This is a genomic window from Staphylococcus sp. EZ-P03, from assembly GCF_003344575.1.
Lineage (GTDB): Bacteria > Bacillota > Bacilli > Staphylococcales > Staphylococcaceae > Staphylococcus > Staphylococcus simulans_B.
On sequence record NZ_QPMO01000009.1, the window covers coordinates 312,694 to 334,314 of the forward strand.

Genomic DNA, 21,621 nt, shown 5'->3' on the forward strand with positions numbered 1-21,621 from the left:
TCATAGGATTCAGGGCTGCAGCTTTGTCAGGGTGTGTACGCATAACACCCATGTAAAACGAAAAATTTGAACCACGTTCTAAAAACGCGGTTGAATTTTCTTACGTTCTGAAGTTCTAAAATATTATACCAAATTTTCATCCATTCTTAAAATCTATGAACTGTATTGCTATGTATATAACAAAAAAGCCGAAGTACTTATGTACCTCGACCCTTTTATCAATGCAATTAGATTTGTGCATATAAATCTTTAACATAATCAAGCAATTCTGACGCAGCCACTTCGTCGCTGTCGCCTGTATCTCGGCGTTTCACTTCTACAATACCTTCTGCAGCACGTTTACCTACAACAACACGAACTGGAATACCGATAAGGTCTGCATCGTTGAATTTAACGCCTGCACGTTCTTTACGATCGTCATATAACACATCAAAAGAAGATTGCAATTCGCTGTAAAGCTGATCGCCTAATTCACGTTGGTCCTCTTTTTTAGGATTGATTGTGATTAAGTGGACTTCAAATGGTGTTACTGATTTCGGCCAGATAATACCATTGTCATCATTGTTTTGTTCAACGATTGCACTTAATGTTCTTGAAACACCAATACCGTAGCAGCCCATGATTAACGGTTGTGCTTTACCTTGGTTGTCTAAGAATGTCGCATTCATTGCTTCTGAGTATTTCGTGCCTAGTTTGAACACTTGGCCGACTTCGATACCTTCTGCGAATTTCGCGGCGCCTGAGCCGTCGCTTAATGATTCGCCTTCAAGGATGAGGCGGAAATCTCCGAATGCCTCTACGTTAAAGTCGCGTTCAGGATTTGCATTAATGAAGTGGTAGCCATCTTCATTCGCGCCGACAACTAAGTTTGAAATTTCTTGAATGAAATTATCCGCATAGATTTTAATACCTTTTTCTTGGATCGGTCCGATTGACCCTGGGTTAGCACCGACAAGGTTAACAATCTCATCTTGGCTTGCAAGTTCAATGTTGTCTGTACCGAAGTATGCTTTTAATTTCACATCGTTGATTTCATGATGACCGCGTACTAAAACAATAATAAATTCTCCATCTACTTTGAAGACCATAGATTTCGCAATTTGATCAAGCGGACGATTAAGCAGATCCGCTACTTCTTGTGCAGTATGCGCATTAGGCGTTTCTACTTTTTCCAACTCAAGCAATGCTTCTTGATTATTGTTCGGTTCGTAAACGACTTCTGCTTTTTCAATATTTGCGGCATAGTCGCTGTTTTCACTGTATACAATCGTATCTTCACCGATTTCGCTCAGTGCCATAAATTCGTGTGTATGGCTGCCTCCGATTGCGCCTGAATCTGCGACTACCGGACGTGCATTGATACCTGCACGTTTGAAGATTCTGCCGTATGCATCATACATTTCGTGGTATGTTTCATCTAATGACGCTTCATCAGCATGGAATGAGTACGCATCTTTCATGATGAATTCGCGGCCGCGCAATAAACCGAATCTCGGACGTTTTTCATCTCTGAATTTAGATTGAATCTGGAACAATGTTAATGGCAACTGCTTATAAGATTTTAATTCATCACGTACGATAGAAGTGACAACTTCTTCGTGTGTTGGTCCTAATGCGAATTGGCGGCCGTTACGGTCTGTCAAACGCATTAATTCACTGCCATAAGCATCCCAACGACCTGATTCTTCCCATAATTCTGAAGGCTGTAATGCGGGCATTAAAATTTCTACCGCATCAATCTTTTCCATTTCTTCTCTGATAATTGATGTAATATTGTTCAGTACACGTGTAGCCAGCGGCAAGTAACTGTAAATCCCGCTTGTACTTTGTTTGATTAATCCTGCTTTCAGCAATAACTGATGACTTAAAGCTTCAGCTTCTGCCGGCACTTCTCTCATCGTTGGTATAAATACTTTTGACTGTCTCATAAAACTAAGGTCCTCCGTTTCTTATAAGAAATAACGTTGTATGTCATTCCATGTTACTAATATCATAATAATAATCACAAAAATTGCCCCTGCACCGATAATATAAGTTTCGGCCTTTTTGTTTACAGGTCTTCTGAAGATTGCTTCATATAATACAAAGAGTATTCTTCCGCCATCTAACGCAGGTATCGGCAATAAGTTCATTAATCCTAAGTTGACACTTAATAAGGCTGTCCATCCTATCAAGTTAATGATACCAGTTTTTACGACAGTATCAACATTATGATAGATACCTACTGGTCCATTTAACATGTCAAAGGAGAAGCCGCCTGTAAAGATACTGGCTATCATGCCGACAATCGCTGTAAAGATTAATGTTCCTGCTTTAAAGAATTGTTCAACTCCGGATACAAGCGGTGCTGTTAGCGAAGAATGTTCTTTATCAGGTTGGAAACCTAAGATATAAAAGGTTTCAGATGTCGTTTTGGAAGTTTTCTGTGTTACTTTTTTCGGTTTGAATTCAGCCTTATGCTGTTTACCGTCGCGTTCATAAGCAATTGTTATTTTTTTGCCTTTATTTTCATCTAAAGCATTTTTAATGTCTTTAAACTTCTCGATTTTATGATCACCGATCTGCTCGATTTTATCCCCCGGTTTTAATCCTATTTCTTGTGCCGGCGTATGATCTGCAACTGATTTAATCACATTGTTCGGCGTACCTTGATAATAAGCTAAACCGATAAAAATCACGATTGCTAATAAGAAGTTGAATAATGGTCCTGCAAAAAGTGTTAAAAACTTCTGTAATGGATTCTTATGCATAAATTGACGGTTTCTCGGCGCAATTTGAATCAAACTGCCGTGTTCTACGAAATAAGCTTCTTTCGCAATATGGAAGCGATGACGTTCATCGTCATAAGATGTAATCCCTTCAACATACATTTCATCTTTGAAATCAATTTTCTTCACTTCAATGACTTCTGCTTGTTGGAATTTATGCTGATCATCTAACAGAATATGTGTAATTTCATCTTTGTCGTTTAATTTGATTTTGACAGACATGCCTGGTTCAACAGGCGCTTCTTCCAGTCCGTCTCCTGCCATGCGGACATAACCGCCGACCGGCAATAGTCGAATAGTATATAATGTTTCGTTTTTTCTAAAACTTAATATTTTAGGTCCCATGCCAATCGCAAATTCGGGGCACATAATTCCTGCACGTTTCGCAAAGAACATGTGACCATACTCATGGACTGAGACAATAACACCGAATACGATAATAAAAGATAATAATGTTATTAGCAAAGTTGGCCACTCCTACTTAATAAATTGGTACATTTTCTATGTAACCTTTTTGGTCTTGCTTCTATAGTTTCATAAAATCATTTTAATCAAATTCATCCGAACATACAATGAATAAACGGCATGAAACAGAAAAGAGGCATGCCTCAAGCAAACGATGTAAGATTGTTTGCACTGTCGCATGCCTCACTTTTTAATTTTGCAATAATAGAATATTTAATAATGGTAAGACGAACATAAAGCTGTCGAAGCGATCGAGTATACCGCCGTGACCCGGTAAAATTCTTCCTGAGTCCTTCACACCGAAGTGGCGTTTGAAACCAGATTCTACAAGGTCGCCCAGTTGTCCGAACATACTTAATACGATTGTGATTGCCAGCATCAGCACAATATTAACCGGGAAATCGATAAACAGCTGCATGATAACAGGGACTAATAAGCTGCAAAGCACACCGCCGATAAAGCCTTCAATTGTTTTATTCGGACTGATGACAGGCCAAAGTTTATGCTTTCCTAATGTACGGCCGAAAATGTATGCGCCAGTGTCTGTTGTCCATACTACTAAAAATGCAAATAAGATATAAGCTAAACCTTCTTCACGTGTTTCGTAAAGGTACATAAACCCTATTCCTACGTATGCGACAGCCATTAAACAAAAGGCAGCATCTATAAAGCTGAAACGGTTCTTTGATGTCACAGTATAACTTAAAATGACAAAACTCATAATAATGAGCCCTTTTAACTGAACAGCTAATACCCATGAACCTAATCCTTGCGGCAGCATAATTATGACCAGAGCCAGTGCACTGATAATCCCAGGTATAGAAATAAAACGGATTTTATTCATATTTAGTAATTCTTTTAATGCGATAAATGCTAGTAAAAATGAAAAGTACATGAGTACTTGTCCGCCGATGATTAAAATCGGTAAAAAGATGATTAGGGCAATAATTGCCGTGACCGTTCTAACTCTCATATTTTACTCCTACCTTATAATTATAATAGCCCGCCGAAACGACGTTGTCTCTTTTGATAAATCTTAATACAATCATACAATTCATTTTCATCAAAATCAGGCCATAATTTCTGATTGAAAATAAATTCGCTGTACGAAATCTGCCAGATTAAGAAGTTGCTGATACGTTGTTCGCCTGATGTACGAATTAATAATTCAGGATCAGGATAGTTGCTTGTCATCAGATAATCGTGAATTGTTGCTTCAGTGATATCCTCGCTATTATATCCTTGTTTGACCATATCATCAAACATTCGACGAACACTATCGACAATTTCTGCTCTGCCGCCATAGTTGATCGCAAAAATCAATTTCAAACCTTTATTATCAGCTGTCTTTTCTTTAGCGTGGTTGATTGCTTTCAACGTTGATTCTGGTAAATCATCCGTAAAACCGATTGTTTCCACTTTCACATCTTTCTCTATCAACTCAGGTAAAAAGGTTTTTAAGAAATTGACAGGCAGATTCATGATATAGTTTACTTCTTGTTCAGGACGGGACCAATTTTCTGTAGAAAAGGCATATAAAGTTAAATACTTCACGCCTATATCACTTGCTGCTCTTGTAATTTTCTTGATGGTTTGCATTCCCTCATAATGCCCTTTAATTCTTGGCATCTTACGTTTTTTTGCCCAACGGCCATTACCATCCATGATAATTGCTATATGTTCGGGTATATTATGTAAATCTAATTCTGAATGATAATTCTCGCTTTCAGATTGATTTTTATTTCTTAGCTTTTTAAACATGGTCTATCCTCCGAGCTCAATCTATCTCTGTTACATTATAATAGATTATTCATGCAATTATCTATCATTTTATCACACTCGTTAAACGCAATGAATAGAACAATTAAAAAACTGTACCAAAGTCTGAGTTGGTACAGTTTTTGTCACATTATTTTTAACTTTTCCAGTTAAGATAATTTCAATGAATTAAACAGACATAATGTCTTTTTCTTTATCTTCTAATACTTGTTCGATTTCTTTGATAGAATCGTCAGTGATTTTTTGAACTTTATCTGTTAATGTACGTAATTCATCTTCAGAAATGTCGCCGTTCTTTTCGTCTTTTTTCAATTCGTCGTTGCTGTCGCGGCGAATGTTGCGGATAGAAACTTTAGCGTTTTCACCCATTTTTTTAACGTCTTTAACTAATTCTTTACGGCGTTCTTCTGTTAAAGCCGGAACAGTAATGCGGATTACTTCCCCGTCGCTTGTAGGGTTTACGCCTAAGTTAGCTGCGTTGATCGCACGTTCAATATCAGATAATGAAGTTTTATCATATGGTGAAACTACTAATAAACGCGGTTCAGGTACGTTGATGCTTGCTAATTGTTGTACTGGTGTTGGTGCACCGTAGTAATCAACATTAACGCCTGCTAATAAGTTAGAGTTAGCACGACCTGCGTTAATTGTAGCTAATTCACGTGATAAACTTTCAACTGATTTCTTCATTCTTGATTTCGTTTCGCTTAAAATGTCACTCATCTTTCTTACACCTCAAATTTATTTAGTTATTGTTGTTCCGATTTCTTCTCCCATTACTGCACGTTTAATATTACCCTCTTCAGTAATTGAGAACACATTCAACGGAATATTGTTATCCATACAGAATGATGCAGCTGTAGAGTCCATGATTTGAAGACCCTCTTGCAGCATTTGAATATATGTCAAATGCTCATATTTTACAGCATTTTCATCAACTTTAGGGTCAGCTGAATAAACACCGTCAACATTATTTTTACCCATTAAAATTACATCAGCTTCTACTTCAGCCGCACGCAATGCAGCTGTTGTATCTGTTGAGAAGTAAGGGTTGCCAATACCTGCAGCAAAAATTACAACACGTTTTTTCTCTAGGTGTCTGATTGCACGACGTCGAATATAAGGTTCTGCAACTTGTTTCATTTCGATTGATGTTAATACACGTGTATCACAGTCAAGTTGTTCTAAACTATCTTGAAGTGCTAATGCATTCATTACTGTTGCTAACATACCCATGTAGTCAGCAGTTCCGCGATCCATACCTAAGTCGCTGCCAGTTTTACCTCTCCAAATATTGCCGCCGCCGACAATGACTGCGATTTCACAGTCTAATTCTACGACTTCTGCAATTTGTTTTGCAACACTTTTAATAATAATCGGATTAATACCGAATCCTTTATCTCCTGCTAGTGCTTCTCCGCTTAATTTCAAGACAACGCGATTGTATTTAGAAGTTTCAGCCATTTTCTTATCCTCTCTATAGTAAAAATATGTATGTGATACAAGTAAAGAAGACACATAGCGGTACGTCCAATACAAATGTGTGCATTTATATAGATATACAAGGGTGTCTTCTTTCTTGTTCAACATTTTAATAGATTATTATTTCATTTGTCCTTTAACTTCATCAGCAAAGTCTTCGCTACGTTTTTCCATACCTTCGCCTACTTCATAGCGTACAAAGTCAGTTAATTTACCGCCTTTTGATTTAAGGAATTGTTCAACTGTAACGTCTGGATCTTTAACGAAGTCTTGGTCAACTGCACAAATTTCTTGTAAATATTTGCGTAAACGGCCTTCAACCATTTTTTTAACGATTTTTTCTGGTTTGCCTTCGTTTAATGCTTGTTGTTTTAATACTTCTTTTTCGTGAGCAAGTTCTTCTTCGTTTACTTGATCAGAAGAAACATATTTAGGATTGATAGCAGCGATGTGCATTGCAACGTCTTTAGCAGCTTCAGCATCAGTAGTACCTTCTACTACAGTTAATACGCTGATACGGCCGCCCATGTGTTCGTATGCACCGAATGCATCGTTGTCGCCTTTAGTTCTGATAGCGAAACGACGTAAGCTTAATTTTTCACCGATAGTTGAGATTGCTTTGTTGATACGTTCAGAAACAGTGTCGCCTGTAGCTAATTTTGTTTCTAACAATGCTTCAACTGATTCTGGTTTAGTTTCAAGAATGTGTTGTGCGATTTCTTTAACTAGCTCTTGGAATCCTTCGTTACGTGCTACGAAGTCAGTTTCTGAGTTGATTTCTACGATTACAGCATCGTTGCCTTCAACTCCAACATAAGTGATACCTTCAGCAGCGATACGGTCTGCTTTTTTAGCAGCTTTAGCAATACCTTTTTCACGTAGGTAGTCGATTGCTTTTTCAATGTCGCCATCAGTTTCTACTAATGCTTTTTTACAATCCATCATACCTGCGCCAGTTCTTTCGCGCAATTCTTTAACTAATTTAGCTGTAATTTGTGCCATTCAATTTTCCTCCATTTATATAACATAATATAATCAGTCAAATATAGTATATCAGTTCTCTGTATAAATATAACTCTATTTGCCTTGCTTTAAACTTGCAATATCTGATTATTCTTTTATTTTCAAAATTCATGCTGTGCACGTCAAGTGCATCAACATAATCTTCAAATTTTATTAATATTATTTTTAAAAAAAGGTGATAAGCCTCTAGATCTTATCACCCATTTTGAATTATTCTTAGTTTGATTCAACAGAAGTTTCTTCAGTTTCTTTTGCTTCACCTTTGTCATCTTCGTTTAAGTCGATGTTTTGTTCAGCAGCTACTTCTTCGTTAGAAACACCTTGTTGACCTTCTAAGACTGCGTCAGCCATTTTGCCAGTTAATAATTTAACGGCACGGATAGCATCGTCGTTTGCTGGAATTACGTAATCAATTTCATCTGGGTCGCAGTTAGTATCAACGATACCTACGATCGGGATGTGTAATTTACGTGCTTCAGCAATTGCGTTGCGCTCTTTACGAGGGTCAACTACGAATAATGCTTGAGGCATTGATTTCATATCACGAATACCACCTAAGAATTTGATTAAGCGGTCGTATTCTTTTTTGATTTCAACTACTTCTTTTTTAGGTAATACTTCGAATAAGCCGTCTTCTTCCATTTTTTCAATTTCAGAAATACGTTTAACTCGTTTAGAGATTGTTTTGTAGTTAGTCAAGATTCCGCCTAACCATCTTTGGTTAACGTAGAATTGACCAGCGCGCTCAGCTTCATTTTTGATAGATTCTTGCGCTTGTTTTTTAGTACCTACGAATAAGACTTTACCGCCGTCTTCAGATACTTGTTTTAAGAAGTTGTAAGCTTCGTCAACTTTTTTCACTGTTTTTTGCAAGTCGATGATATAAATACCATTTCTTTCAGTGAAAATATATTTTTTCATTTTTGGGTTCCAACGGCGTGTTTGGTGACCGAAGTGAACACCTGCTTCTAGCAATTGTTTCATTGAAATTACTGCCATGATTAAAATCCTCCAATTTGGTTATTTTCCTCCATAAACCGCTCATACAAAAACGACGAAAATCACATCGCACCCTTTGCATTTCAGCAGTTTATGTGCGTTATCGGCTCTATAGCCGTCATTAAATATAACATATTGCTCTGCATAAAGCAATATTTAAAAGTTAAGTTGTCAGTTAATCAACGATTATTTCGTTTTTTCTAATTCATCTAAGAATTGTTCTTTCTTAACTTTGATGAAAGTACCTTTCATACCAAGTGAACGAGACTCGATCACACCAGCACTTTCTAATTTACGCAATGCGTTAACGATTACTGATCTCGTAATGCCGACACGGTCTGCAACTTTAGATGCGATTAATAAACCTTCTTTGCCGCCAAGTTCTTCAAAGATATGCTCGATAGCTTCTCTTTCCGAATAAGACAATGAATTAATTGCCATGTTGATTGCAGCTTTATCGCGTGCTTCTTGCTCGACTTCGCTGTGTTTTTCACGCAAGATTTCCATACCTAATACAGTAGCCGCATATTCGCCTAATACTAAATCATTCTCGTCAAAGCCGTCTGTTACACGTCCAAGTACTAACGTACCTAAACGCTCACCTCCCCCAAGTACTGGGAAGATTGTTGTTTTGCTGTCGATAAACGCATCTCTGTTTTCCGGAGGGAATACAGATAACTCATCATCGATTCCGATATTTGATTCAGTTTGTTTAACATCCATTAATTTGTCAGTATATTCAGCTGGGATATGGCGGTCTTCTAACATTTGATTGATTCGACTGTTTTTAAGCAATTCATTTAAGCTTGCGCCAAGAATTTTACCTCTGCGTGAAACAATAAATACGTTTGTTACAGTAACCTCGCTGATTTTTCGCGCAACGTCTTTAAAGTCAACAGCAATTCCCTTATGTTTTTGCAACAGTGTATTCAATTCTCTTGTTTTTGAAAGTAAACTCATTTTTCCTCTCCTTTTGTATTTATAATTATAAGTTTATAAGATAAATGCACTTAAATCTTTATTCGTAGAAATAGATTTCAACTTGTCATCAACATATTGTGCTGTTATCTCTACTACCGCATTAGGCATTCCAGGTGCTTCGTAAGAAAGATCTTCTAACATTTTTTCTAAAATCGTGTGTAAACGTCTTGCTCCGATATTGTCAGTATCTTGATTGACTTGGAAAGCAGTTTCAGCGAGACGTGTGATAGCTTCATCTGTAAAGTTGACCGTAACCTCTTCTGTTTGCAATAACGCTTCATATTGCTTGATTAAAGAAAGTTTAGGCTCTTTAAGAATATTCACAAAGTCTTCGACTGATAAACTTTCAAGTTCAACACGAATCGGGAAGCGCCCTTGCAATTCAGGAATCAAATCACTTGGTTTTGATACGTGGAACGCACCTGCTCCGATAAAGAGCATGTGTTCTGTGTTCACACTGCCGTATTTCGTTTGTACAACGCTTCCTTCGACAATCGGCAAGATATCTCTTTGTACACCTTGTCTTGAAACATCTTGTCCGCCAGCTTGATTATTGCTTGCTACTTTGTCTATTTCATCAATAAAGATAATACCCATTTGCTCAGCTAATTCCAACGCTTCTTGGTTTGCTGTCTCGTGATCGATAAGTTCATCTGCATAGTTATCTGCTAAAATCTTGCGTGCAGTTTTAACCGGAACTTCACGTTCCACTTTTTTCTTAGGCATTAATTGATTCATCATATCTTGAACTTGTTGATTTTGGTTGGTACCAAGCATACCCATTGCGCCAGGATCTTGGTCCACTTTAATACGTACTTTTTCTTCTTCTAATTCGCCGTTTAATAATTGTCTGCGAATTTCAGAACGTTTTGTTTTAATATCTTCTGTCGGCGGTTCTTCCTCTTCTTCATCATTATTGCCAAAGTTCGGCATCATGCCTCCGAATAATGATTCAAAAGGATTTCCTGCATTTTGGTTCGCTTTTTTCTTCATACTTGGTACAAGTAATTTCACTAATTTATCATTTGCTTTTTTGACCGCTTCATCTTTAACTTGTTCTTTCCTGCCGTCTTTAACAAGTCTTACAGCTACATCAACCAAGTCACGTACCATGCTTTCGACGTCGCGTCCTACATAGCCTACCTCCGTGAACTTCGTTGCTTCAACTTTGATAAACGGTGCACCAACGATTTTAGCCATTCTTCTTGCGATTTCAGTTTTACCCACACCAGTTGGACCAATCATCAAAATGTTCTTAGGAACGATTTCTTGTTTTAATTCTTCGTCCAACTGACTTCGGCGATATCTGTTTCTCAAAGCAATGGCTACTTTTTTCTTAGCGTCATCTTGTCCGACAATGTACTCATTGAGTTGAGATACAATATCTTTAGGGGTAAGTTTAATAGCGCTAGCATCCATTCGTTGATCAACCTCCAATATATATTTTACCTTCTTCCCATGAACTGGAAAAAATAGCGTTGTCTTAATGTTTAATGTATTTATAATTCTTCGACAATAATGTTGTCATTTGTGAAGACACAAATCTCTGAAGCGACTTTCAAACTTGAATAAGCAATGTCTTTTGCTTCCATTTCCGTATGGCGTTTCAAAGCACGTCCAGCACTTAAAGCATAGTTGCCGCCAGAACCGATTGCAATTAAATCGTCATCCGGAGCAATCACTTCTCCAGTACCGCTGACAACCAAAATGGCATCTTTATCCATTACAATCAGCATTGCTTCTAATTGTCTGAGCTGTTTATCGCCTCTCCACTCTTGTGCAAGTTCAACAGCTGCTCGTTCCAAATTGCCGCTGAATTCTTGCAATTTCGTTTCGAATTTTTCAAACAACGTAAATGCATCTGCCACACTGCCTGCAAACCCTGCTAAGACTTTGCCGTTATAAAGTCTGCGGACTTTGCGTGCAGTTTGTTTCATAATGACTTGTTGTCCAAGTGTCACTTGACCATCGCCAGCCATTGCCGCATGGCCGTTTTGCCGTACCGCAAATATTGTAGTCGCATGAATTGAATTATTCATTCCTATTTCTCCTTTTTAGCTCGAGGATGTGCATTTAAATACACTTTGCGCAATTGTTGATTAGAAACATGTGTATAGCGGCCAGTCGTCGATAAGTTAACATGGCCGAGCAGTGATTGCACCGTTCTTAAATCTGCACCTTCATTCAGCATATGTGTCGCAAACGTATGGCGCAGCTTATGCGGATGAATATCTGTCACGCCTGCAGTCCGCTTCACTATGTCATTCAATACATAGCGTACGCCGCGTTCTGTAATCGGACGTCCGTTCATATTAACCAACAGATAATCATGCGCTGCTTTCTTAATCGGCGCAAACTCAGAAAGATAACGTTCGATACTTTCTCTGCACATATTTCCAAAAGGAATAAAGCGTTCTTTATTACCTTTACCTAATACTTTGACACCCGGCGAATTTAAATCTAAATCCTCTAACTTGATGTTCACTAATTCTGAAACTCGAATACCAGTACCATATAATAATTCTAAAATGACACGATCTCGCATACCTTTTGTTCCATCTTCTTCTACGGTTTCAAAGAGTGCACTCATTTCTTCTTCATAGAAGAAGTGTGGTAAGTATTGTTCTTTTTTCGGATGCACGAGTTGAACAAATGGGTTAATAATTGTGTCATCTTGTGTCATCCAATATTCATAGAAAGACCGTAACGTTGAAATTTTACGAGAAACTGTTGTTCTTTTCAAGCCTTTTGAATATAAATATGATAAATAATTTCTCGCATCTTTATATTCGAAAGATTTTAATTGTAAATGCTCTTGTTCTAAAAAGCTGTTAAATTGAATTAAATCATCATGATATGATTTCAAAGTATGTTTAGAAAAAAAGCGTTCAACTTTCAGCATATATAAAAAATTGTCTTGGATTTTATTCAATAAAAACCCCTCCATCATTTGCATTGTAGCATATCGACAGAGGGAGCTGCAGTGATTTAAGTCTCGAAACCGCAAACGTTTTCTAAACACAAATCCATTTTATCAAAATATTCATAATTTATCACAATGTTTGCTTAAAATTCTCTAAATACGTTAACGCACGATTTGCTTGTTGTTCATATCTCTCTTTTTTGTCTTTAATGCGTTTCTCTAATGAAGGCACTAAACCGAAGTTTGCATTCATAGGTTGGAAGTTCTTATTGTTTTTAGCATGTGAAATGTAGTATGCCATGCTGCCGATCATTGTTTCGCGCGGGAAGATGACTTCTGCTTTGTTTTGAAGTTTATGTGCAACGTTGATGCCCGCAACTAAACCGCTTGCGGCACTTTCTACATAACCTTCAACACCAGTCATTTGACCTGCAAAGTATACTTTGTCGTGGCCTTTCAATTGATACGTTTCGCTTAATACATCCGGTGAGTTGATAAATGTGTTTCTGTGCATAACACCATAACGTACAATATCTACATTTTCTAAACCAGGAATCAGACGGATGACATCTTTTTGTGCACCCCATTTTAAATGTGTCTGGAATCCGACAATATTATACAACGTGCCTGCTGCGTCGTCTTGACGTAATTGAACGACCGCAAATGGACGTTTGCCTGTCTTAGGATCTTCTAAGCCGACTGGTTTCATTGGACCGAACAATAATGTTTTGCGTCCGCGTTCTGCCATCACTTCAAACGGCATACAGCCTTCGAAATACTTTTCTTTCTCGAATTCATTCACTGGTGCAGTTTCAGCTTTTAATACTGCATCGTAGAATCTATCGAATTCTTCTTCTGTCATCGGACAGTTTAAGTAAGCTGCTTCGCCTTTATCATATCTTGATTTCAAATACACTTTATCCATATCGATTGTATCTTTTTCAATGATAGGCGCAGCTGCATCATAGAAGTAAAGCTGATCTTCGCCTGTAATGTCTACAATTTCTTTAGCAAGGCCTTCTGTTGTTAAAGGTCCTGTCGCAATAATTGTATAGCCTTCAGGGATTTGTTCGATTTCTTCATTGATAACCGTAATATTCGGATGTGATTTCAATGTATCCGTAATATATCCTGCGAAATCATGTCTGTCTACAGCTAACGCACCGCCAGCAGGCACACGTGCATTATCTGCCGCTCTGATAATCAATGAATCTAAACGGCGCATTTCTTCTTTCAACACACCTACCGCGTTTGTCAGTGAGTTACCGCGTAAAGAGTTTGAACAAACCAACTCCGCAAATTTATCCGTATGATGCGCAGGTGTTTGTTTTACTGGACGCATTTCGATTAAATTCACTTTAATTCCTCTTTGTGCCAGCTGATACGCTGCTTCTGATCCTGCTAGACCAGCACCAACTACATTAACTGTGTCTGTCATTAATAATCCTCCTCAATCAGATGAAAAGAGGCAAGACGCAATTAGCGTAGTGCCGTTTTGTGTCCAACCTCTCAACTCTGGCTTTATTTTTGAACTTCTTCTTTATAATCGCAATTTGAGCAAACCACTTGGCTTGAACGTCCTTTTTTACGTACTACTAAGTGATGGTCGCATTTAGGGCAATCTCTGCCTACTGGTTTGTCCCATGAAATATAGTCGCATTCTGGATAGTTCGAACAACCGTAAAAGATTCTTCCTTTTTTAGATTTGCGTTCAACGACTTCGCCATCTTTGCATTTCGGGCATTTTACGCCGATTTCTTTAACGATAGCTTTCGTGTTTCTGCAATCTGGGAAGTTGGAACAAGCCATGAACTTGCCGTAACGTCCCATTTTAATTACCATCGGAGCACCGCATTTTTCGCAATCCTCTCCAGCCGGTTCATCTTTGATTTCGATTTTTTCCATTTCTTTTTCAGCACGTTCTACATCATCTTTGAACCCGCCATAGAAATTCGCTACAACATTTCTCCATTTTTCATCGCCGTCTGCGATTTTATCAAGTAATGTTTCCATGTTGACTGTAAATTCGACATCAATGATTTCAGGGAAGTATTCTTTTACTTGTTCATGCACGATTTCACCTAACTCTGTCGGCACAAACCGCTTACTTTCCAATTTAACATAGTTTCGCTTTTGAATGGTGTCAATCGTCGGTGCATAAGTAGAAGGTCTTCCGATTTTAAGTTCTTCCAACGTTTTAACCAAGCGCGCTTCAGTATATCTTGGCGGCGGTTGTGTAAAGTGTTGAGAAGGTTCGATGTTTGTCGCAATGACTGTTTCGCCTTCTTCGATAATCGGCAAGCGTTTATTTTGCTCTTCTTCTTCATCTTTTGATTCCACATATAAAGTCATGAAACCTTTGAATTTGATAGATTGGCCATTCGCACGGAATTTAATATCGTTTTGCTCAATGTCCATCGCTACTGTATCAATTACAGCAGGTGCCATTTGACTTGCGACAAAACGTTCCCAAATCAATTTATACAAACGATATTGGTCTTTCGTCAAATATGCTTTCATCTCATCAGGTGTACGCAAAGTTTTCGTAGGACGAATCGCTTCGTGGGCATCTTGATCCCCTTGTTTGCCTGATGCCTTGCGATGAGAAATATATTCTTTACCGTATTTTTCAGTAATGTAATCTTTCGTTTCTGCTTTTGCATCTGCAGAGATACGTGTAGAGTCAGTACGCATATAAGTAATCAAACCGACTGTACCTTGGCGTTTTAAATCTATACCTTCATACAGCTGCTGTGCAACCATCATAGTTTTTCTCGTTTTGAAGCCTAGTTTTCTAGAAGCTTCTTGTTGCAAAGTAGAAGTTGTGAATGGATTTGCTGGATTACGTTTTTTCTCTTTGCGTGTCACTTTTGTCACTTCGAAATTCTCGCCGTCAAGCTGATCCGTCACAAATTTTACATCATCTTTATTTTTCAATTTATAAGGCTTGTGCTTATAATGAAGGAATTTTGCTGTGAAAGTCGATTTTTTATAGCGGAATTTCCCTTCGATTTTCCAATATTCTTCTGGTTTGAAATTACGGATTTCATTTTCACGGTCAATCACTAGACGCAACGCAACAGATTGTACACGCCCAGCTGAAAGTCCTTTTTTAACTTTTTTCCATAATACCGGTGAAATATTGTAACCTACTAATCTGTCTACAATACGGCGTGCTTGCTGCGCATCGACTAGATTACGCTCTAAACTTCTCGGCGTTTTAAAACTTTCTTTTACTGCATCCTTAGTAATTTCGTTAAATACAACTCGGTTTTTAGCATTTTCATCTAATTTTAAAATGTTTGCTAAGTGCCATGCAATTGCTTCACCTTCACGGTCGGGGTCACTTGCTAGGAAGATTTTCTTTGCTTTTTTAGCATGTCTCTTTAATTCAGCAACGACCGGTCCTTTACCACGAATCGTAATATATTTGGGTTCAAAATCATCTTCAACATCTACGCCCATTTGGCTTCTCGGCAAATCTCTGACATGCCCCATTGAAGCGATAACTTTATAACGTTTCCCTAAATATTTTTCAATTGTTTTTGCTTTTGCAGGCGACTCAACTATGACTAAATTATCTGCCAAAGTAGGATCCCCCTTTGCTCCAATTAAATGTTCCTTGTTACAAAGATAAATGATAAACGGTTTATTTTACATTTGTCAATATTTTAATTTACATGAATATCAACGATTGACATCAATATTAGTGATAATTCCATCTATTGTATCACTCAATCTGTTGATAATCTTCAATAATATCTTGTGCACAAAGTACAATCTTTGCACCTTCTTGCGCACGCTTTAAATTACCGCGTGTTAATGATTGAAAGAGACTGCCCGGCAACACATAAACATTGCGGTTTTGTTCTAAAGCTAAATCCACTGTGATTTGTGCTCCGCTTCTTTCCCTCGACTCTGTAATCATCACACCTTGTGCTAATCCGCTGATAATACGATTGCGTTCTGGAAACTTATATTTTTTCGGCGGATCGCTTGGAATATATTCACTGATAGTTAATCCTTTTCTTTCTATTATAGAACGCACTGCTTTTGTTTCTTTCGGATAATGATGATAATGTCCGAATGCTAAGACACCTATCGTCGGCATATGATGATGCAATGCTGCTTGATGTGCAAAGCAGTCTCCTCCTTTTGCTAAACCAGAGACTATCACAAACGGATACAAAGATAAATCAGCCATTAATACTCTTAAAGCTTTCTCAGTATATGAGGTCGCTTCTCTGGAACCTACAATACTTAAATAGTTCTGCCCGCGCAATAAATCTAAGTTGCCTTTGCAAAATAAAATCAATGGCGGATCATAAATATTTTTGAGCAGTTTCGGATAAAGGGGATGAAAAATTGAAATAATCTCAATGTTTGAGTCAGCTAATTTGCGTCGGATTTGTTCAACATTGAGCGTACAATAGTTGTGATAATAAGTTGCGGCATAACGTGAAGTAGTATGATTTGAAAAATGTCGAAGATTTGTCATTTTTTCTTTAGGCGTCAAATCAAAATAATCGGTGTTGCTGCTTAATAATGCATATATCTGCCTAGTGGAATAGCCGGCAAAGCGTAATTTGAGGAGTTCTGAATCGATTGTTTTATGAGGCATATCTTTCCTGCTTTCTATGTTGTTTGATGTCATTATACATAGAAATCAATATTTCAGACAACACTTTTCTGATTAGAACCTAATGTTAGGAGTTTCTACTATTATATGTAAGTAAAACGATAAATAAATCTATAGCTATAGGAATACTCAAGTATGAAAATGAAAAGACACAGATTTGCGAAAAAATGCAAACCTGTGTCTGACTCTCTATTCATTTCAACGCAACTTATGCGTCTTTTTTAACTGTTAATAATTGTTCGTAGATACCCGCTTCTTTTGCCGCTTCAATTAATGTTGAACCGATTTCAGAAGGTGTATCTGCTGTTTTAACACCATTTTCATTGAGTGTTTTGATTTTTTCTTTAGCAGTACCTTTACCGCCAGAAATAATCGCACCAGCATGGCCCATACGTTTACCTGGAGGGGCTGTTTGTCCTCCGATGAAGCCTACAACTGGTTTAGTCATGTTAGCTTTAATCCATTCAGCCGCTTCTTCCTCAGCAGTACCGCCGATTTCACCGATCATTACAACAGCTTTTGTATCTTCATCTTTATTGAATGCATCTAATACATCGATGAAGTTTGTACCGTTGACTGGGTCGCCACCGATACCAACAGCTGAAGTTTGTCCGATTCCTTCTTCAGTTAATTGATGCACTGCTTCGTAAGTTAATGTACCAGAACGTGATACAACACCTACATGGCCTTTTTTGTGGATATAGCCAGGCATAATTCCGATTTTGCAATCATCTGGAGAGATAACACCTGGGCAGTTTGGTCCGATTAAACGTGTATGTTTATCTTCTAAATAACGTTTAACTTTAACCATATCAAGAACAGGAATATGTTCTGTGATACAAATTGCTAAATCTAATTCAGCATCTGCACATTCTAAAATTGCGTCAGCCGCAAATGGAGCTGGAACGTAGATTACTGAAACGTTTGCTCCTGTTTCTTTTTTCGCTTCTTCTACAGTGTTGAATACTGGTACACCTTCAACTACTTGACCGCCTTTACCAGGTGTAACACCTGCAACGATTTGAGTACCGTATTCAAGCATTTGTTTCGTATGGAAAAGGGCTGTAGACCCAGTGATACCTTGTACAATTACTTTTGTGTTCTTATCAACATATACGCTCATCTTAGTGTCTCATCCTTTCCTTAGACTTCTTTGACAAGTTTGACAATTTTTTGAGCGCCTTCAGCCATTGTTGCTGCCGGCTCAATTGCTAAACCTGAATCTTTTAAGATTTGTTTACCTAACTCAACGTTTGTACCTTCAAGACGTACTACTAAAGGCAATGTTAAGTCTACTTCTTTAACTGCTGCTACGATACCTTCTGCGATAATGTCGCAACGCATGATACCACCGAAGATATTTACAAAGATACCTTTAACATGATCATCGCCTAAGATGATTTTGAATGCTTCAGTAACTTTTTCTTTTGTAGCGCCGCCGCCTACGTCTAAGAAGTTTGCAGGATGGCCTCCGAAGTGATTGATTGTATCCATTGTTGCCATAGCTAAGCCGGCACCGTTAACCATACAACCGATGTCGCCATCTAAAGCAATGTAAGATAAATCGTATTTAGAAGCTTCGATTTCTTTTGGATCTTCTTCTTCTAAATCACGGAATTCTAAAATGTCTTTGTGTCTGAATAATGCGTTATCGTCAAAGTTGATTTTAGCATCTAATGCTAAAACATCTCCGTCGCCTGTAGTTACAAGCGGGTTGATTTCAACGATAGAAGCATCTTTTTCGATAAATACATTGTATAAAGCGATTAAGAATTTAGCCGCTTTGTTGATTGATTCTTTTGGAATATTGATATTGAAAGCAATACGACGTGCTTGGTATGGTGCTAAACCAACAACAGGATCGATAGTTTCTTTGAAGATTTTTTCTGGTGTTGAAGCCGCTACTTCTTCAATTTCAGTACCGCCTTCTTCAGATGCCATTAAAGTAACGCGATCTGTCGCACGGTCAATAACGAAACCTACGTAATATTCTTTTTGAATATCGCAGCCTTCTTCAATATATAAACGTTTAACTTCTTTACCTTGTGGTCCAGTTTGGTGAGTTACAAGAGTTTTACCTAATAATTCTTTAGCGTAAGCTTCCACTTCTGATAATGACTTAGCGATTTTAACACCGCCAGCTTTACCTCTACCCCCAGCGTGGATTTGTGCTTTTACAACATAAACATCAGTGTCTAATTCTTTAGCTTTTTCTACTGCTTCGTCAACAGTGAATGCTACACGTCCTTCTGGAACTGGAACGCCCATTGAACGAAAGATTTGTTTTCCTTGATACTCGTGGATATTCATTCTCCATCCTCCTGTTTCTTAGGTTAAGTACACTGTTAATTATAGAAAATGAAAGCGCTATTGTAAACTGAAAGAGGCTTATTTTGTCAATTTTGTTAATTTTTTAATTATCCCTTGAAACCTTGGTAGATATGAGATTGTAACTATTATAGTAGTTTTTCAAATTACTCTGAATATTACACAAGGTTGGCACCAATTTTTACAATTTGCACCAACCTTGTTTTCAATCATTTTTAGTTGTAAGTGATTTAATAGGTTCAAAAGATTTTCTGTGTTCTGGAGTAACTCCAAGCTTATCTATTCCTGCTAGATGTGCTTTTGTGCCATAGCCTACATTATGTTCAAAATCATAACCTGGATATTCTGCACTTAATTCACGCATATAAGCATCACGATATTCTTTTGCCATAATGCTCGCAGCTGCGATTGAGACACTTTTCGCGTCCCCTTTGATTATCGAAGTTTGCGCAATATCTAATGGCAGCTCCATTGCATCTATTAAAAGATGCGTCGGTTGTTTTGGCAAAGCTTCTATCGCTCGCATCATTGCGACTTGAGTCGCTTGATATATATTCAAGTCGTCAATTTCTTCGGGTGTTGCCAAACCATAAGCATACGTCGCTTGTTGTTCAAGTGCTGCTTTAAGTTCCAGTCTTTTAGCAGGTGAAACTTTTTTCGAATCATCTAATCCATAATAAGCATGACCAGCGTTTAAGATCACAGCACATGCGACAACCGGACCTGCTAATGGTCCTCTGCCGACTTCATCGATCCCGCAGATTACAGCTTGTGCATCTTGAGACAATATTTCATTTTCATATACTGACATCGTTTCATATTTGTCTATCAGCGCTTGTGCTTTTAAGAGTTGTTTCCTGCGGCTTAAAAGTGCTTGTTGTACACCTTTTCTAGTATCTTGGTTCCATTCATGTGCATCCAGTATTTCTATACTGTCAATAGATTGAAGCAAGGATTTGATTTCTTTAATCGACTGTCCCATTATTTGATTTCATCTGCCATCTCTTTATAAATATCAAAACTTTGTGTACCTAATTTGGCATTTCTGATGTCATTAATCAGCAATTCAATGACCGCTTCATAATCCACTTCATTTCCGCGCTGCAATAATCCGCGTCTGCGCCCTATCGCATCAAACCATTCTAGATTTTCTGCTTCAGTATCTAAATCCACATTATAATGCTTTTGCAGAGCTTCAATTGCATGTGCTTTATAAAACTCTAATCCATAAATCGCAACATCATCCAAATGCACAATACTGTCTTTGATTGCACCTGTTAAGCTTAATTTCTTACCGACAATCTGATCTTCGAATTTCGGCCAAAGAATCCCCGGTGTATCTAACAGTTGAAGCGACTTTCCGACTTTAATCCATTGCTGCTGCTTGGTAACGCCTGGAGTATTACCTGTTTTCGCAATCGCTTTATTTGCTAGTTTATTAATTAAAGTAGATTTCCCTACATTCGGAATACCGACAATCATGGCACGAATTGCACGCGGTTTTAAACCTTTTGCTTTATCACGTTCGAACTTTTCTTTTGTTGCTTCAATCGCAGCTTGCTCTACTTGTTTTAAACCCTTGCCATGCTTAGCATCTACAGCTACTGGGAAATAACCTTTACCTTTGAAATATTCTTCCCATTTGGCTAATTCATTTAAGTTTGCCATATCTTTTTTATTCATAATCACCACACGCGGCTTATTTTGAATAACTTCATCAATCATCGGGTTTCTTGAGCTGTAAGGAATACGTGCGTCTACTAATTCAAAAACAACATCAACCTTCTTTAATTGTTCAGACACTTCACGTTTCGCTTTCGCCATATGCCCTGGATACCATTGAATTACCATGATTCATCACCTTTCATTTATAACGTTCTTATTCATTCGCATTCTCTTTATTATACTATATTTTGAGAGACATGAAAAAATGAAACCGTACTACAATGGGTTTTGCAGTACGGTTTTAATTAACATTCATTCCATTTTTTGCACTTTTTTTTCAATGAATTCAATGTCACTTTCATCCAATTTATATTTTTGGTAAAGTTGTTTATCAATTTCTTCAACACTCTTAGTCCAATCAATTTCACTATGATTCGAAAAGTTTTCTAATGGAACTAGTGACCATTTATCCCTTGTATTTGTACTGCACCCCAAAAGTTGAACCTACAAAATTCAACTTTTGGGGTGTTTAATTATGAATAAAAGTTATAGTTTAGATTTCAAACTTA

At 37.7% G+C, this 21,621-nt stretch carries 19 protein-coding genes; all 19 read right to left on the reverse strand.

Features of this window, described 5'->3' with window-relative positions; translation table 11 throughout:
- Positions 1 to 227: 227 nt before the first annotated feature.
- Positions 228 to 1,928: a proline--tRNA ligase gene (locus DVJ99_RS05655; RefSeq protein WP_114603481.1), complete on the reverse strand. Its 1,701-nt coding sequence runs from the start codon at positions 1,926 to 1,928 to the stop codon at positions 228 to 230.
- Positions 1,929 to 1,949: 21 nt separating this feature from the next.
- The gene (gene rseP, locus DVJ99_RS05660; protein WP_114603482.1) at positions 1,950 to 3,233 is read right to left on the reverse strand and encodes an RIP metalloprotease RseP; all 1,284 of its coding nucleotides are present in this window, start codon (positions 3,231 to 3,233) and stop codon (positions 1,950 to 1,952) included.
- 190 nt (positions 3,234 to 3,423) lie between these two features.
- Positions 3,424 to 4,206: a phosphatidate cytidylyltransferase gene (locus DVJ99_RS05665; RefSeq protein WP_114603483.1), complete on the reverse strand. Its 783-nt coding sequence runs from the start codon at positions 4,204 to 4,206 to the stop codon at positions 3,424 to 3,426.
- A gap of 20 nt (positions 4,207 to 4,226) precedes the next feature.
- Positions 4,227 to 4,994 carry an isoprenyl transferase gene (locus DVJ99_RS05670; protein ID WP_105992963.1) on the reverse strand — a complete coding sequence of 256 codons (768 nt, stop codon included), beginning with the start codon at positions 4,992 to 4,994 and terminating at the stop codon, positions 4,227 to 4,229.
- A 186-nt stretch (positions 4,995 to 5,180) separates the two neighbouring features.
- Positions 5,181 to 5,735, reverse strand: a complete 555-nt coding sequence (gene frr / locus DVJ99_RS05675; RefSeq protein WP_105992964.1) for a ribosome recycling factor — start codon at positions 5,733 to 5,735, stop codon at positions 5,181 to 5,183.
- Positions 5,736 to 5,753: 18 nt separating this feature from the next.
- Entirely contained in the window at positions 5,754 to 6,476 is a 723-nt protein-coding gene (gene pyrH / locus DVJ99_RS05680; RefSeq protein WP_105992965.1) for a UMP kinase, read from the reverse strand.
- 138 nt (positions 6,477 to 6,614) lie between these two features.
- Positions 6,615 to 7,496, reverse strand: coding sequence for a translation elongation factor Ts (gene tsf, locus DVJ99_RS05685; protein ID WP_114603484.1), 882 nt, complete (start codon positions 7,494 to 7,496; stop codon positions 6,615 to 6,617).
- A gap of 237 nt (positions 7,497 to 7,733) precedes the next feature.
- The gene (rpsB, locus tag DVJ99_RS05690) at positions 7,734 to 8,516 is read right to left on the reverse strand and encodes a 30S ribosomal protein S2 (RefSeq protein WP_105992967.1); all 783 of its coding nucleotides are present in this window, start codon (positions 8,514 to 8,516) and stop codon (positions 7,734 to 7,736) included.
- Between the two features lie 186 nt (positions 8,517 to 8,702).
- On the reverse strand, positions 8,703 to 9,476 hold the full coding sequence (codY, locus tag DVJ99_RS05695; protein WP_114603485.1) for a GTP-sensing pleiotropic transcriptional regulator CodY: 774 nt from the start codon (positions 9,474 to 9,476) through the stop codon (positions 8,703 to 8,705).
- Between the two features lie 33 nt (positions 9,477 to 9,509).
- The gene (gene hslU, locus DVJ99_RS05700; RefSeq protein ID WP_105992969.1) at positions 9,510 to 10,916 is read right to left on the reverse strand and encodes an ATP-dependent protease ATPase subunit HslU; all 1,407 of its coding nucleotides are present in this window, start codon (positions 10,914 to 10,916) and stop codon (positions 9,510 to 9,512) included.
- Between the two features lie 80 nt (positions 10,917 to 10,996).
- Positions 10,997 to 11,536: an ATP-dependent protease subunit HslV gene (gene hslV / locus DVJ99_RS05705; protein WP_114603486.1), complete on the reverse strand. Its 540-nt coding sequence runs from the start codon at positions 11,534 to 11,536 to the stop codon at positions 10,997 to 10,999.
- A gap of 2 nt (positions 11,537 to 11,538) precedes the next feature.
- Positions 11,539 to 12,429: a tyrosine recombinase XerC gene (gene xerC, locus DVJ99_RS05710; protein WP_105992971.1), complete on the reverse strand. Its 891-nt coding sequence runs from the start codon at positions 12,427 to 12,429 to the stop codon at positions 11,539 to 11,541.
- Positions 12,430 to 12,550: 121 nt separating this feature from the next.
- On the reverse strand, positions 12,551 to 13,858 hold the full coding sequence (gene trmFO / locus DVJ99_RS05715; RefSeq protein ID WP_114603487.1) for an FADH(2)-oxidizing methylenetetrahydrofolate--tRNA-(uracil(54)-C(5))-methyltransferase TrmFO: 1,308 nt from the start codon (positions 13,856 to 13,858) through the stop codon (positions 12,551 to 12,553).
- 83 nt (positions 13,859 to 13,941) lie between these two features.
- Complete coding sequence (gene topA, locus DVJ99_RS05720) at positions 13,942 to 16,008, reverse strand: type I DNA topoisomerase (protein WP_114603488.1); 2,067 nt, start codon at positions 16,006 to 16,008, stop codon at positions 13,942 to 13,944.
- A 142-nt stretch (positions 16,009 to 16,150) separates the two neighbouring features.
- Complete coding sequence (gene dprA / locus DVJ99_RS05725) at positions 16,151 to 17,041, reverse strand: DNA-processing protein DprA (RefSeq protein ID WP_114603489.1); 891 nt, start codon at positions 17,039 to 17,041, stop codon at positions 16,151 to 16,153.
- 226 nt (positions 17,042 to 17,267) lie between these two features.
- Positions 17,268 to 18,182, reverse strand: a complete 915-nt coding sequence (gene sucD, locus DVJ99_RS05730; protein WP_114603490.1) for a succinate--CoA ligase subunit alpha — start codon at positions 18,180 to 18,182, stop codon at positions 17,268 to 17,270.
- A gap of 20 nt (positions 18,183 to 18,202) precedes the next feature.
- Complete coding sequence (gene sucC, locus DVJ99_RS05735) at positions 18,203 to 19,369, reverse strand: ADP-forming succinate--CoA ligase subunit beta (protein WP_105992976.1); 1,167 nt, start codon at positions 19,367 to 19,369, stop codon at positions 18,203 to 18,205.
- A gap of 223 nt (positions 19,370 to 19,592) precedes the next feature.
- Entirely contained in the window at positions 19,593 to 20,369 is a 777-nt protein-coding gene (locus tag DVJ99_RS05740) for a ribonuclease HII (protein ID WP_114603491.1), read from the reverse strand.
- On the reverse strand, positions 20,369 to 21,238 hold the full coding sequence (gene ylqF, locus DVJ99_RS05745) for a ribosome biogenesis GTPase YlqF (protein ID WP_114603492.1): 870 nt from the start codon (positions 21,236 to 21,238) through the stop codon (positions 20,369 to 20,371). The genes DVJ99_RS05740 and ylqF overlap by 1 nt, the downstream gene beginning before the upstream one ends.
- Positions 21,239 to 21,621: the final 383 nt, after the last annotated feature.